Raw genomic sequence first — 14,202 nt, 5'->3', positions numbered from 1 at the left:
TCCCGGTCTCTTGGGGTGCTGCCCCTAAAGTGCCTGCCCGGTTTCCAGCCAGGATTTCAGTGAACTGTAGATCTCGGGCGTATCGCGTTGCGCTGCGGCGGCACTGCTTCCCACCAGATCGAACAGGGTCACTGTGAGCAGGGTGACGGCTCCGGCGTCGTCCACTGGTTCGAGGAGATAGTCGATGATGCCGGCGGGTTCGACGGTCGTGGCTTCGTCCCATCGCGCGTCGAACGTCATCCGCAGGTGCCCGGGTGGATCGATCTCCAGGATCTCGCCGCCGATCAGGGTGTAGCCGTCGGCGGCCTGGGTGTAGGGGGTTCCGGGGAGCCAGCTGGATTCGGTGGTGCTGCCATAGAGCCAGGGACGGGGTTCACCGGAGGCCGTCAGGGCTTCGAAGACCCGCTCGGCGGCGGCGCGGATATGGATCGCATAGACGGTGGTGGGGCGGTTGTCGTGAATGGCGGTCATGGGGGCATCCTCCAGATGGCGTCCGAAAGCGAGGAGGCCGGCGGCCGCATCGCGGGTGTAGTTCGAGAGCCAGCGTTGCTGGAGCTCGAGAAGCGGGACGGCATTGAGGTAGTGCAGTTTGCGGCGGCCGGACTTCACCGTGGTGAGGAGTCCGGCCGCCTCGAGGATGCCCAGGTGTGAACTCACACCGAACCGGGTCATCTGCGGCAACCGTTCCGCGAGGTGTCCGAGCGTTTGCCCGTCCTCCTCCTTGAGGGCATCCAGCAGGGCCCGGCGGCTCGCGTCGCCCAGTGCCTTGAAGATGTCGTCCATGGAACCATTAATAGGTGACTATTTACTCACATGTCAAGAAGTAGGGGCCTTTTGCCGCCGCCCGACAAAGTCATCCATCGTGTTGTTCACGCCCAAAAGGTTGGCCACCTTGTCGAAGAGCGGTACGGGCAGCAGGCGCAGCGGTGGGAGGGACAGGACGGCGCGAGGCATGACGAGCCGCTGCTTCCCGGCCTCGATCGAGTCCAGCATCCGGGCCACGACGTATTCGGGCTTGAGGATCGGCAGGATCAAGGGGTATTTGGTTTTCACGCCCTCGAACATGCCGGTGGAGATGTAGTAGGGGCACACCACCATGGAGTTGACCCCTGTACCATCCTTGGCCAGTTCCACCCTCAAGGATTCGGCGAATCCGAAGGCGGCGAACTTGCTGGCCGAGTAGTCGGTCTGCTTGGCCACCCCGACCATCCCCGCGGCACTGGATACGGTGACCACGGTGCCCTTGCGACGCTCGATCATCCCGCCCAGGAACGCGCGGGTGACCCAGTACAGGGCCATCACGTTGACCTGGATGGTGCGCTCGAGTGCGTCTTCGGAGGCGTTGAGCAGCCGTTTGCCGCTGACGACCCCGGCATTATTGACCACGACGTCGACGGCTCCGGTCTGCTCGGCGGTGTCACGGACGGCGGCCCGGTCGGTCACGTCCACCGCAAAGGACTCGGAGTCGGCGCCCAGGGCCCGCACTTCGTCACGGACCGCCCGCCCGGAGGCTTCTGATAGATCCCAGATGATGATGCGTGCTCCGCGGCGCGCGGCGCCCAGTGCGAGCAGTCGGCCGATGCCGCTGCCTCCACCGGTGATCAGGACTGTCTCGTTCTTCAAGGGGTGGCGCATAGTGCTCCCGTTCCGGTGGGGTTTAACGATCATCACCCCACATTGAACCAGTGTTCGATGGATTGCAACGCTAGGCTTGGCCCATGGGGGGAATCAAAAAGCCCGAGGGCGAAAGACGAAACGACATCATGAACGCCGCCACATCGGTGGCTTTGGGCGGCGGAATCGAGGCGGTGACCTCCAGAAGCGTCGCCGCCGAGGCAGGTCTATCGATCGGCCTGATCTACTTTTATTACGACTCCAAGGAAGGCCTCCTGCACGGACTGCTGGATCATCTGCTGGACAGTATTCTCGGTGGCCCACCTCCCGGGTTCGGCGATGACCTCCCTCCCCGTGCCGCCTTGATTGCCATGGTGGCCAAGCAACTCAGGGGACTACCGTCACGGCGTGGCGAGGTGGATCTCATCTTCCAGTTCTACTTCCTGCGTCACCATGATGAGTACCGTGCCCCCATCAACGCGGCACTGGACCACTACGGAGCCAGCCTGGAACCGGTGACCGAACGCATCGTGGAAGGCACCGGAATGTCGGCCCAGGCACTGCGTTCGACCCTGGCTTCGCTGATCTACGGCGCTGCCATGAACGTGGCGCGCCAGCCGGAGGAGTTCAGCCCCGAGCTGCTCCTGCAGGTCGTGTCCACCTTGGTCCCCGAGCATCAGGGACACTAGCTGACCGGCGCTGTTCAGCGTCCGGGGGTGAAGCCCAGATACTCCTGCAGCACATGCTCCGCGATCGCCATCGCCGAGGTGGCCGCCGGGGAGGGGGCATTGCGTAGCAGCGTGACGGCTCCGACCTGGTCGACGGCGAAGTCATCAACCAACGACCCGTCCTTATCCCAGGCCTGGGCCCGCACCCCGGCCGCCGATTTCGAGGCCAGATCGGAGGACTGCAAGGCGGGGACGAACCTGCGGGCCTGCTGGAAGTAGAGGGGCTTGAGCAGTGAGGCGGAGATTTCTCGGGCCCCCATCAGCCAGTGTTGCTTGGCCAAGGCCGGCGCCCCGGGCCAGCGGAGGGATTCGAGGGTGTCCCGCACCGACACCTGCCGCCACCGGTAGCCTTCCCGGGCCAAGGCGGGCACGGCATTCGGGCCGACCTGGACGTCGTCGTACACCCCGCGGGTGAAGTGAACGCCCAGGAAGGGGAAACGCGGGTCAGGGACCGGATAGATCATGCCCTTCACCAGGTCTTGACGGCCCGGGGCCATGGCCCAGTATTCTCCGCGGAAGGGCAGGATCTTCGGCGACGGGGAAGCTCCGACCATCCGGGCAATCACGTCTGACTGTAGGCCGGCGCAGACGATGAGCCGGTCGAAGACGTGGGTTCCTGCCGTGGTTGAAACGGTCACCGAGCCGGCGGCGGTGGAGACCGCGGTGACTTCCTGGCCCAGCAGAATGGCCCCTCCGGCACGACGGAGGTCATCGGCCAGGGCCTCGGTGATGGCCGAATAGTCCACGACGGCGGTATGGGGTGAATGCACTGCCGCGACACCGGCGACCTCGGGTTCGATCTCGCGCATCGCCCCGGCATCGAGCCGACGCACGCCGGGAACCCGGTTTTCGCGGGACCGCCGTTCAATATCGTCCAGTCGGGGCAGCTCATCCCGGGTGAGGGCGACGACGAGCTTGCCGAGCTCACGGTAGGGCAGGGAGCGCTCGTGGCAGAAGTCGCGGGTCATCTCCCGGCCGCGGGCACAGAGGGTGGCCTTCAGCGAACCGGGTGGGTAGTAGAGCCCCGCATGGACGACGCCGGAATTATGGCCCGTCTGGTGTGCTGCCAGACGAGCCTCCTTCTCGATGACTGTCGCCGCAACGTCTGCGGTACTGGCCAGGGCGCGAGCGATGGCGATGCCCACGATGCCTCCGCCGATGATCCCGACCCGTTCAGCCATGCTCTTGCCTTTCGTCGTTTCAGACCCCCGTGGCCCCGTCAATTCTCTCGCGCAGAATATCCGCATGCCCACAATGCCGAGCGTACTCACCGATCATATGGCTGTAGATCCATCGCAGGCTCACCTCGGCGCCCAGGAAGGCTGCGGTGTCATCTAGGGAACGCGCCGCACACGTGGCCCGGGCGGCGGCGACCTCGGCCTGCCACAGTCCAACGACCGTGCCGAACGGGACGTGCGGATCAACCTCGAAGCCGCCGTCGTGCCCTTCAGGAGTCCTTCCACCGGGGTGGATGGCCGGTAGCTCCTCTGCGGCCAATACCCGACGGAACCATTGGCGTTCCACCTCACTGAGGTGCTGGAGCAGCCCCTGCAGGCTCAGCGTCGAAGGTGCTGCAGATGCTTCTCGCAGGGCCTCGGCATCGACACCCTCGCAGATGAGCAGCAGGGTCGCCCGGTAGTAGTCGAGCCAGGCGTCGAGGGTTTCTCGTTCGGCGGCGTTCAGGGGCGGCATGCTGCGCTCGGTGGTGGTCATGGGGCCATCCTGCCATCCGCCACCGACAGCTCGGCCCGCCATCCCGTGCAGGGATGACGGGCCGGGCCATGCCGTCCTGGCGAGGGTCAGGCCACCTCGGGAGGCAACATCAGACCGGCGCCGGGGATGGCGTCGAGCAACGACCGCGTGTACTGCGTCTGCGGATTTTCGAAGACGTCGTCGGTACTGCCGGTCTCCACCAGCTTCCCCTTCTCCATCACGCACACATGATCAGCGATCTGACGGACGACGGCCAGGTCGTGGGTGATGAACAGGTAGCTCAGCCCCAGTTCTGACTGCAGGTCAGCCAAGAGGTTGAGCACCTGGGCCTGCACGAGCACGTCCAATGCCGACACTGCCTCGTCACAGATCACCACTTCCGGATCCAGTGCGAGCGCCCGGGCGATGGCCACACGCTGGCGCTGGCCGCCGGAGAGCTCATTCGGGAACCGCTGCATCATCGATGCCGGCAGGGCCACCTGTTCCAGTAGAGCCCTGACCTTCTGCTCGCGCACCTTACGGTCGCCGATCTTATGCACCCGAAGGGGTTCCTCGATGGTGCGGAAGATGTTGTACATCGGGTCCAACGAACCGAACGGGTCCTGGAAGATCGGTTGAACCCGACGCCGGAATTTGAACATCTCCTTGCGCGAGAGCGTGGTGATGTCCACGCCGTCGAACAGGATGCTGCCCTCCGAGGCGTCTTCCAGCCCCAGCACCAGCCGGGCCACCGTCGACTTGCCCGAGCCGGATTCGCCGACGACCGCCGTCGTGGTGCCCCGCTTGATGCTCAGGGACACTTCGTCCACGGCACGGAATTCGGTGGTCTTGCCGACGCCGCCGCGGATCTTGTAGTTCTTGACCAGATCCTTGACCTCGATGACATTGTCCGCAGCCAGCGGCCGGTCAACCGTCAGTTCCTCCTCCTTTTCCTGCCCGCGTTCCTTGGCCGATTCGATCCGGCGTGAGGCCAGCGAGGGTGCCGAGGCCACCAGACGCTGCGTATACGGGTGGCGCGGGTTGGTCATCAGTTCCACGGCGGGCCCTGCCTCGACGACCTGGCCCTTGTACATCACCACGACCTTATGGGCGCGTTCTGCCGCGAGCCCGAGGTCGTGGGTGATCAGCAGGACCGCGGTGCCCAGGTCATCGGTCATGGTGTCCAGATGGTCCAGGATCTGGCGTTGCACCGTGACATCGAGGGCCGAGGTGGGTTCGTCGGCGATGAGCAGCCGCGGCCGGCAGGACAGCCCGATGGCGATCAGCGCCCGCTGGCGCATGCCCCCGGAGAACTCGTGCGGGTACTGGTTGGCCCGCTCCTCGGCCCGCGGCAGGCCGGCCTCGGAGAGGACCTTGGCCACATCCTTCTTCTGGTGCGGAAGGCCATTGGCGCGCAGCGTCTCCTTGACCTGGAAACCGATCTGCCAGACCGGGTTCAGGTTCGACATCGGGTCCTGGGGGACCATGCCGATGGAGGATCCACGCAGCTCGACCCGGCGCTTCTCCGAGGCGTTGGTGATGTCCTCGCCGTCGAAGAGCAGGGTCCCGCCGGCGATGCGGCCGTTGGTCGGCAGCAGGCCGATCGCCGCCAGGGCGGTGGTCGATTTACCGGAACCGGATTCGCCGACGATCGCCACGGTTTCCCCGGGAAGGATGGTCAGGTTGGCTTGGCGGACCGCCTCGACCTCACCGTTTCCGGTCTTGAAGCTGATGGCCAGATCACGCAGTTCCAGCAGCGGACGCGGCATCGAGGCTTCGTCGATGGTTTCGTTGTTCATGGTTTCACCGTTCATCGTTTGCGCGCCTTCGGATCCAGGGCGTCCTGCAGCGCGTCACCGAGCATGATGAAGCTCAGCACCGTCAGCGACAACGCCAGGGCCGGCCAGAACAAGGCCATCGGGTTGGAGCGCAGCGAGCTCTTGGCCGAGAAGATGTCATTGCCCCAGGACATCACGTCAGGGGGCAGTCCGATACCCAGATACGACAGCGTGGACTCGGCCACGATGAAGATGCCCAGGGTGATCGTCGCGATCACGATGACCGGTGCCAGCGAGTTCGGGATGACGTGGCGGATCAGTGCACCGGTTCGGCTCACACCCAGCGATCGGGCGGCGATGACGAAGTCCGCTTCGCGCACCTCGATCACCGCTGCCCGGGTGATGCGGGCGATCTGCGGCCAGCCGAAGGCCGAGAGGATCAGCACGATGGTCCAGACGTTGCGGTTCTCCTGGAAGAACGGGATCTGCACCACGACGATGGCGCCCAGGATCAGCGGCAGTGCGAAGAAGATATCGCCCAACCGTGCCAGCACGGCATCGACCCAGCCGCCAAAGAAACCGGAGATGGCTCCGACGGTCCCGCCGAAGATCACGATGGCGATCGTGGCGAACAGGCCGATGGTCAGCGAGGACTGCGTCCCATACATCACGCGGGCGAGAATATCGCAGCCCTGCTGGGTGAAGCCCAGCGGATGCCCGGGAACCGCGCCGCCGTCGGAGTTGGCCAGTTGGCAGTTCGCGTTGGGTTGTTCGTTGGTGAACAGCCCCGGGAACAGCGCCACGAAGACCACCGAGATGATCAGGATCGCGCTGATGATGAACAGTGGCTGGGTGCGCAGGTTCCGCCACGCTTCGAGCCAGAGGGAGACCGGTGCTGCGTCGGAGACGGAACTGTCGGTGGCCTGCAACGGGGTTTCGTCCGGGTCGGCCACATAGTGTTCGATCGGGTATTTGGAAATCTTGGCACCGCGGACGGTGGGACGGTTTTCGGTGTTCTCAGGCATATCGGATCCTCGGGTCCAGCCACGCGTACAGCAGGTCTACCAGCAGGTTGGCCAGGACGAAGACCACAATCAGTACGGTGACGATCGAAACGACAACGGGGGCCTCCCCGTTCAGCACGGCGCGGTACAAGGTATTGCCCACGCCGTTGACGTTGAAGATTCCCTCGGTGACGATGGCTCCACCCATCAGGGCGCCCAGGTCGGCACCCAGGAACGTCACCACCGGAATCATGGAGTTGCGCAGCACGTGCACCGTCACCACGCGGCGGCGGCTCAGCCCCTTGGCGGTAGCCGTGCGCACATAGTCGGCGCTGGAGTTCTCGATGACCGCGGTGCGGGTCAGCCGCAACACGTAGGCGAAGGACACCAACCCCAAAACGAGAGCGGGCAGGATCAATTCGGTGAACCCTGCGTCACCGCTGACCGTCGGATTGGCCCATTCAAGTTTGACACCCACCACGAACTGCATCAGGAAGCCCAGGACGAAGATCGGCACGGCGATGACGAGCAGCGAGAAGACCAACACGGTCGAGTCGAAGAACTTGCCCTTTTTCAGGCCGGCGAACAGCCCGATGGTGATGCCAAAGACGGCTTCGAACGCCAAAGCCATGAGGGCCAGGCGCGCCGTGGTGGGGAAAACACGGGCCAGGATGTCAGCGATCGGCTGGCCGGCGAAGTTGGTGCCCAGGTCAAAGGTGAAGATGCCCTTGAGGTAGAGGAGGTACTGGATCCAGAAGGGCTGGTCCAGGTTGTACTGCTCACGCAGTGAAGCTTCGACCGCGGGGGTACAGCCCTTTTCGCCGCAGATGGCGGCGGTGGCGTCCCCTGGGAGGCTGAAGACGAGGAAGTAGATCAGCAGCGTCGCGCCCAGGAAGACCGGGATCAGCTGCAACAGTCGGCGGAGGAGGAATCTGCCCATCAGCGGTGGGCCTTTCGTGCTGAAGACGCCCGATCGGGGCGTAGGGAGTTTGACATGCTTTTTACCTTTTGGGTGAGGCAGGAATGCGGGGCCCGCCCCCGTGATACGAAAGCGGGCCCCGCGTGTGACTGAGGGGTGTTCTGTCCCCTACTTGCCGGTGATGGCGTAGTACAGCGGCACGCCGTTCCAGCCGAACTCGACGTTGTCCACGTTGTCGCTCCAGCCGCCCTGGGCCACCTGGTACCACAGCGGGATGGCCGGGAGGTCCTCCAGGAGCATCTCCTGGGCCTCGTTCATCGCCTTGGAGCCGTCCTCGACGTTATCGGCGGACAGGCCCTTGCTGATGGCGTCGTCGAACTTCTTATTCTCGTAGACGGCGTCATTGGAACCGGCACCCGTGGTGTAGATCGGGCCCAGGAAGTTGGCCAGCGACGGGTAGTCTGCCTGCCAGCCGGAGCGGATGGCACCGGTCAGCTTCTGCGCGGTCGCATCCGTGCGGACCTCCTTGAAGGTGGCGTACGGCTTGCCGGCGACCTTGATGTCGAGGTTGTTCTTGATGTTGTTCACCACGGCCTCGACCCAGGTCTTGTGGTCGCCCTTATCGGCGTTGTACGCGATCGTCAGCTTCTCCGACGTGTCGTACGGCTCGATCTTCTCGGCCTTCTTCCACAGTTCCTTGGCCTTCTCGGGATCGTAGTCAAGGTTCTCGCTGCCCGGGATCGAATCCGAGTAGCCATCGAGCACCGGTGCGGTGAATTCCTTCGCCGGGGTGCGGCCGCCGTTGAAGATCACGTCGGTGATTTCTTCACGGTTGATGGCCATGGAGATGGCCTGACGGCGCAGCTTGCCTGCCTCGCCCTTCCAGTTGTCCAAGTAGTACGGGATGGCAATCGTCTGGTTACCGGCGTACGGCGACTCGATGGAGCGGTCACCCAAGTCGTTCTTGAAGTTCTTGATATCCGAGGTCGGGATGGTCTTGAGGACATCCAGGTTGTCGGAGATCAGGTCCTGGTAGGCGGTGGTGTCGTTCTGGTAGATCTTGAACGTCACGCCACCGTTCTTGGGCTTCTGCGGGCCATCGTAGTCCTCGTTGGGGACCAGCTTGATCTGGGTTTCGTGCTCCCAGGCGCCCTCGCCGTCGAACTTATACGGGCCGTTGCCGACCGGGTTCTCGCCGTACTTCTTCGGGTCCTTCAGCGCCTCTTCCGGCATCGGATAGAACGCGCTGTAGCCCAGACGCAGCGGGAAGTCGGATTCGGGCTGCTTGAGCTTCACGGTGAACGTGGTGTCGTCGACGACCTTCAGGCCGGACATCTCATCGATCTTCGAGCCTTCGGCGCTGGCCTTGTCGTAGCCCTCGATGCTTTCGAAGAAGTATCCGCTGAGCTGGGCGTTCTTCGCTGCGGCACCGTAGTTCCAGGCGTCGACGAAGGAGCTGGCGGTGACCGGATCACCGTTGGTGAACTTCTGGTCGGCCTTGAGCTTGATGGTGTAGTTCTGCGAGTCGTCGGTATCGATCGACTCGGCCATCTCGTTCTGCGGCTTGCCATCAGCGTCGTAGCTGATCAGGCCGGCGAAGATGAGGTCCAGGACGGCTCCGCCGCCGACCTCATTGGTGTTCGTGGGAATCAACGGGTTCTGTGGCTCTGCGCCATCAACGACGATGACCCGGCTGGTGTCCCCTCCACCATCGGCGGCGTTGTCGCCTCCGCCGCCGCAGGCGCTCAGGCTCAACGCAACTGCTGCTGCGACGCCGAGGATTTTTGAAGTGCGCGAATAACGCATTCTTGCTCCTTGTGATGCCGGACGGCGGGGTGGATTACCCATGACGCCGCTTCGGCTACTTGTCGGTATTTTCAAGCCCTCATCGTGTTGTGAAGCACTTGTTAACAAGTAGCCTAAAGCATTCAGCCCACTGAATGTGACCCCAATCATCGGCCGGGGTGTCACAGCACACCCTGCCACCCCGGGCGATATCGCCCACGGAAGCCCCCAGAGGCAGCTCCCGGTCGCTGTGCAGGGTGCCCTCTTCGATGGGCGGGATGACAGGCCGGAACCAGCCATCTGAGCTTCGCCCGCCACTCCTCCTGACATCTACCGCTGACAGAGCCGTCGGTGACCCGTAGGCTCGAACCCACCGACGATCCACCCGCCGGAGAAGGGAGCCCTCATGGACGAGGACCACAGGACCGAGGACCACGACCGCCCCGCACCGGAACACCGGATCCCCGATGGAGTCGATGCCGCGACCGTGGAGGCGCTGGGCAAGCTCTCCGAGGCGTTGGAGCTGGTCGAGGACGCGCGCGGAAGCCTCTATAACTTCCACCGCAAGACCGGTGGCGCCGATCTTGCCCTCGGCGAGGCCGTGGAGATGCTCCGCTCCGCCGGTCATGAGGACGTGGCCACGCGCCTGGAGGAGGAACTGGTGGGCCGCAACGTAATCGAGGGACGCTGGACGTTCCAGATCATCGAGGACTACGACGACGGCTATTACACGGAATTTCGCCGGCAGGAAGCCGCGGCCCGCAACGAACTCGCCAGCGGCAAAAGGCATCTGCACGAGGCCCGGATGAAGGAGGAACGCCGGACCCACGGCAAACGCCATCACGAGGCCCGGCCCTGATCAGCCCTTGCCGCGGGCCAGCCGTCTGATCGCCAGGGCCGCATACAGCGCCGCTCCATCGGGGAGCACGTCGTCGGCAAAAACGGCCTGCGCGGAGTGGTTATAGGGGGCAGTGGCCGGGTCGACGCCCTCGGGCACGGCGGACAGGAACGCGAAGGAACCGGGCACCAGATCCAGGACCCGGGAGAAATCCTCCGAACCACCCAACGGGTGGGGCATCTCCACATGGCGTTCCGGCCCGAAAAGCTCCCGGATGACCTGCGTCGCGGCAGCAGTCTCGGCGGGGTCGTTCACGGTGACCGGGTATTCCGGGAGGTAATCCACCTCCACTGCCACACCATGGGCCTCGGCGATCCCCTGCAGCAACCGCGGAATCGCGGTCCGCAGGCGATCATTGGCCTCCGCCGAATACGATCGGATGGTGGCCTCGAAAAAGGCCTGATCGGGGATGACATTGCGGGCCGTGCCGGCACGAACCACGCCGACGGTGAGAACCACCGGATCGAAAATATCGAATTGGCGGGTGACCATGGCCTGTAGCGCGGTGATCATTTCTGCCGCAGCGGTGATCGGGTCCCGGGCCAGATGCGGGGCCGATCCGTGCCCTCCGGCACCGCGTACCGACACGACGAGGCCGTCTGCGGCGCTCATGATCGGCCCTTCACGGGTCAGCAGCACTCCGCCCGGCGCCAACGCGCTGGTCACATGGAGTCCGTAGGCGGCGTCGACTCGGCGACCAGCAGCCTCCAGAACCCCCTCCTCGATCATGACCGATGCGCCGTCGCACCCCTCCTCCCCCGGTTGGAACATCAGCACCACGTCCCCGGGAAGCTCATCGCGGCGGGCCGCCAGCAAGGAAGCGGCCCCGGCGAGCATGGAGGTATGCAGGTCATGACCGCAGGCGTGCATGGCCCCGTCGATCTGCGAAGCGTAGTCCAGCCCGGTCTCCTCGTGGATGGGCAGGGCGTCCATATCCCCGCGCAAGAGTACGGCGGGCCTCTGCCCGGCGCCTTCGGTGTCGTTGGTCGGTTGCTGCCCGCCGCCCCGGAGCACAGCGGTCACCGAGGTGGTGCGGGTCCCCGTCAAGACCTCGAAGCCCAGCCCGTCGAGCCAGTCCAGGACCTTCTGTTGGGTACGTGGAAGATCGAGCCCGACTTCGGGCTCGCGGTGCAGCCGGTGCCGCAGGTCGGTGATCTCGGGGTGAAGTGCGCGGGCGTCGGCCAACAGGCCGGCCGTGAGATCCGCTGAGGATGCGGGTGCCATGGGGTCCTCTCGAGATGTGGTGCCGGAGCTGTAAAGCGCCCCGGCACACCCCAGCGTAGACCCGGCCCGGATTCATTGACGGCGCACCCAGGCCACGGCCGGGGCAGCTCCTCGATGCCTCAGGTCGCTGGGGTTTCACTGGAACTGGCCAGCGGAAGCGCCGGGTGGGAACGTTGCCGCCAGATCCACGCGGTACGCCCGATCATCAGCAGAAGAAGCAGCTCGACGGCGCTGCCCACCAGGTAGTACGTCCATCTCTCGCCCAGGGCCGTCACCACGATGGAGACGATATAGAGCAAACTGATGACGATGTTGGCGGCCCGGTTCACCCTGGCCCGAGCCAGGAGCGAGACGACAATCATGAGGCTGGGGACCAGGATGTAGACAGTCGTCAACGCCAGGAAGGTCTGATTGATGGCCACCGCGGTACCGGAGACCCGTCCGTCGAGCGCGCCCCGGAGGATATCGGCCCGCCAGAATCCGAAGATGTCGACATAGGCGAAGATGAAGAGCACGCTGGTCCACAGTCCGCTGAGCACGATCCTGTCGTCGATCCGGGAGTCCTGCCGACCTGTCGTTTGGTTCCTACGCATCACGGTTTCACTTTCATCGAGGGTGGGGAGTGGTTCTTGGCTCCAGTGTGGGCCGGGCATCCCCGGCAGCACACCGGCCCGCAGGCCTGAATCGACCTGGCCCTTCGGCCGGGTACCGGCTGGTCTTTCGGCCGTTCCGTTGCCGGCACCGCTCTTCTATGCTGATGAACATGTGGAGTGTCGCCAGGTCGCTGTGGGTCGAGCCGCCCGCTCGGGGTGCGTCGGCTGGTATCCGCTGGTATGACGGCGTCCTCGCCGCGGCCGTGGCCGTTGCGGCGGGCCTCGAGGCGATCGTTGGGCCCGGTCCCGTGTGGCTCATCATGCTGATGGGGCTGGCCGTGACCGTGGCGGTGCTGATCCGGCGAGCGCACTGCCTGGCCGCCGTCGTTCTGGCATTCGGGATGTTCGTTCTCGTGGATCTGGGCACCGTCGTTTCCGGTGCGGACCCGGTGGCTCTCTCGAGCGGGGTCGCCGTGCTCGTTGTGGTCTATGCGCTCTTCCGGTGGGCCGCCGGACGGGAGGTCCTCCTCGGCGCCGGGGTGATCATGATCGAACTTCTGCTCAGCATCCTGACGGACTTCAGTGGGCCGGCGGACGCGATCGGTGGGGCAGCAGTCCTGGTGTCGGCGGCCGCCGTGGGGGCTGCCAGACGCTATCGGGTCCTGGTGCGGGGTCAACTGATCGAACAAACCAGGCTCCAGGAGCGGGAGCAACTGGCCAGGGATCTCCACGACACGGTCGCCCATCACGTCTCCGCGATGGCCATCCAAGCCCAAGCGGGTCTGGTCCTGGCTCGTTCGGCATCGGCGAGCGGCGCCCTTGAGGCCCTGGAGATCATCGAGCGCGAAGCCGCCACCACCTTGCAGGAAATGCGGGCCATGGTCGGCAGCCTGCGCGGTACCGGCGACCGGTCACCGGCTGCCTCGGGGGGCCAGCTGGCCGATCTGCAGAACCTGGCCTGCCGTGGACCCGGGCTTCCCCGGGTCGAGGTTCAATTGCGGGGCGATCTGACGGACCTGCCTGCGGGGGTGCAGGCTGGCCTCTATCGCGTGGCCCAGGAAGCGGTCACGAATGCGAAAAGGCATGCACGACGAGCCACCCTGATCGACGTCACCGTCGTGGCCTGTAGCGCCGAGGTGAGGCTCGGGGTCGTGGACGACGGAGCAGCCACCACCGGTGGTGTCCCCGGCTATGGGGTGATCGGCATGGCCGAGAGGGTCCAGCTGCTCGGGGGGACCTTCCATGCCGGGCCCGGGGCCGAACACGGCTGGCTGGTCACGGCAGTTCTCCCCCGCCCGGGAGCCGCATCATGACACTGCGGGTGCTCATTGCCGATGATCAAAGCATCATCCGGGCCGGGCTGAGCACGATTCTGGACAACCAGCCCGGCCTGAACGTCATCGGCCAGGCTGCCGATGGGCGGGAGGCCGTGGATATGGCTCTGCGGTTACGCCCCGACGTCTGTCTGCTGGATATCCGGATGCCGAACCTTGATGGCATCGAGGCAACCCGCCTGTTGGCCGGGCCCGGCGTGAAGAGGCCGCTCGCCGTCGTCGTGATCACCACCTTCGACACCGATGAACATGTCTACGGGGCGCTGAAGGCTGGCGCGCGGGGGTTCCTCCTCAAGGGCGCCTCACCCGAACAGCTCGTCCAAGCGGTCCGCGCCGCCGTCCGGGGCGAGGCACTCATCGATCCCGGGGTGACGGCCCGGCTCCTGGCCCACTTCACCCGTCGCGTCCCGGCCCGCCCTCCCGAGCCCCTCGATCCCCTCACCACCCGTGAGGAAGCAGTGCTCCTGGGTGTCGCGGGCGGACGGACCAACGCGGAAATCGGTCAGGACCTGCATATCAGCCTGAGCACCGTGAAATTCCATCTCGGCGGCCTCATGGCCAAACTTCAGGCCCGGAATCGAGTCGAATTGGCCATCTGGGCCTACGAGACCGGGCGCAGGGAGTGAACCGCCA

14 protein-coding genes are annotated in these 14,202 nt (G+C 65.0%); 4 read left to right on the top strand and 10 right to left on the bottom strand.

Going from position 1 to position 14,202, the window contains the following annotated elements; genetic code table 11:
* Positions 1–24 precede the first annotated feature (24 nt).
* Complete coding sequence (locus FM101_RS04385) at positions 25–783, bottom strand: ArsR/SmtB family transcription factor (RefSeq protein ID WP_086996021.1); 759 nt, start codon at positions 781–783, stop codon at positions 25–27.
* Between the two features lie 33 nt (positions 784–816).
* Entirely contained in the window at positions 817–1,623 is an 807-nt protein-coding gene (locus tag FM101_RS04380; RefSeq protein WP_342744358.1) for an SDR family oxidoreductase, read from the bottom strand.
* Between the two features lie 95 nt (positions 1,624–1,718).
* On the opposite strand from FM101_RS04380, the gene FM101_RS04375 reads away from it, so the two are divergent.
* A complete protein-coding gene (locus FM101_RS04375; protein ID WP_086996016.1) occupies positions 1,719–2,303 on the top strand; it encodes a TetR/AcrR family transcriptional regulator in 585 nt (194 codons plus the stop codon).
* Positions 2,304–2,317: 14 nt separating this feature from the next.
* Here the strand turns inward: FM101_RS04375 and lhgO are convergent, their stop codons facing one another.
* From lhgO to FM101_RS04345, 6 genes are all read right to left on the bottom strand, one after another.
* A complete protein-coding gene (gene lhgO, locus FM101_RS04370; protein WP_086996013.1) occupies positions 2,318–3,523 on the bottom strand; it encodes an L-2-hydroxyglutarate oxidase in 1,206 nt (401 codons plus the stop codon).
* 19 nt (positions 3,524–3,542) lie between these two features.
* Positions 3,543–4,055, bottom strand: a complete 513-nt coding sequence (locus FM101_RS04365; protein ID WP_086996012.1) for a DinB family protein — start codon at positions 4,053–4,055, stop codon at positions 3,543–3,545.
* An 86-nt stretch (positions 4,056–4,141) separates the two neighbouring features.
* Positions 4,142–5,833, bottom strand: coding sequence for a dipeptide ABC transporter ATP-binding protein (locus FM101_RS04360; protein ID WP_245806617.1), 1,692 nt, complete (start codon positions 5,831–5,833; stop codon positions 4,142–4,144).
* Between the two features lie 11 nt (positions 5,834–5,844).
* Positions 5,845–6,837 carry an ABC transporter permease gene (locus FM101_RS04355; RefSeq protein ID WP_086996006.1) on the bottom strand — a complete coding sequence of 331 codons (993 nt, stop codon included), beginning with the start codon at positions 6,835–6,837 and terminating at the stop codon, positions 5,845–5,847.
* Positions 6,830–7,756, bottom strand: a complete 927-nt coding sequence (locus FM101_RS04350; protein ID WP_086996003.1) for an ABC transporter permease — start codon at positions 7,754–7,756, stop codon at positions 6,830–6,832. The genes FM101_RS04355 and FM101_RS04350 overlap by 8 nt, the downstream gene beginning before the upstream one ends.
* Positions 7,757–7,903: 147 nt before the next feature.
* Complete coding sequence (locus FM101_RS04345; protein ID WP_086996000.1) at positions 7,904–9,541, bottom strand: peptide ABC transporter substrate-binding protein; 1,638 nt, start codon at positions 9,539–9,541, stop codon at positions 7,904–7,906.
* A gap of 385 nt (positions 9,542–9,926) precedes the next feature.
* Here FM101_RS04345 and FM101_RS04340 point away from each other — a divergent pair, with 385 nt between their 5' ends.
* Entirely contained in the window at positions 9,927–10,379 is a 453-nt protein-coding gene (locus FM101_RS04340) for a hypothetical protein (protein ID WP_086995997.1), read from the top strand.
* Here the strand turns inward: FM101_RS04340 and FM101_RS04335 are convergent, their stop codons facing one another.
* On the bottom strand, positions 10,380–11,642 hold the full coding sequence (locus FM101_RS04335) for a M20 metallopeptidase family protein (protein ID WP_086995995.1): 1,263 nt from the start codon (positions 11,640–11,642) through the stop codon (positions 10,380–10,382).
* Positions 11,643–11,761: 119 nt separating this feature from the next.
* Positions 11,762–12,235, bottom strand: coding sequence for a DUF6326 family protein (locus FM101_RS04330; RefSeq protein WP_086995992.1), 474 nt, complete (start codon positions 12,233–12,235; stop codon positions 11,762–11,764).
* Positions 12,236–12,399: 164 nt separating this feature from the next.
* Here FM101_RS04330 and FM101_RS04325 point away from each other — a divergent pair, with 164 nt between their 5' ends.
* Both FM101_RS04325 and FM101_RS04320 read left to right on the top strand, forming a co-directional pair.
* Positions 12,400–13,548, top strand: a complete 1,149-nt coding sequence (locus FM101_RS04325; protein ID WP_179204227.1) for a sensor histidine kinase — start codon at positions 12,400–12,402, stop codon at positions 13,546–13,548.
* Positions 13,545–14,195: a response regulator gene (locus tag FM101_RS04320; protein WP_086995986.1), complete on the top strand. Its 651-nt coding sequence runs from the start codon at positions 13,545–13,547 to the stop codon at positions 14,193–14,195. Before FM101_RS04325 ends, FM101_RS04320 begins: the two co-directional genes overlap by 4 nt.
* Positions 14,196–14,202 lie beyond the last annotated feature (7 nt).

It is taken from the genome of Arthrobacter rhombi, assembly GCF_900163545.1.
GTDB lineage: Bacteria > Actinomycetota > Actinomycetes > Actinomycetales > Micrococcaceae > Arthrobacter_H > Arthrobacter_H rhombi_A.
The sequence above is the reverse complement of the archived record's forward strand: the minus strand, read 5'-3'. Positions and strand labels throughout refer to the sequence as shown.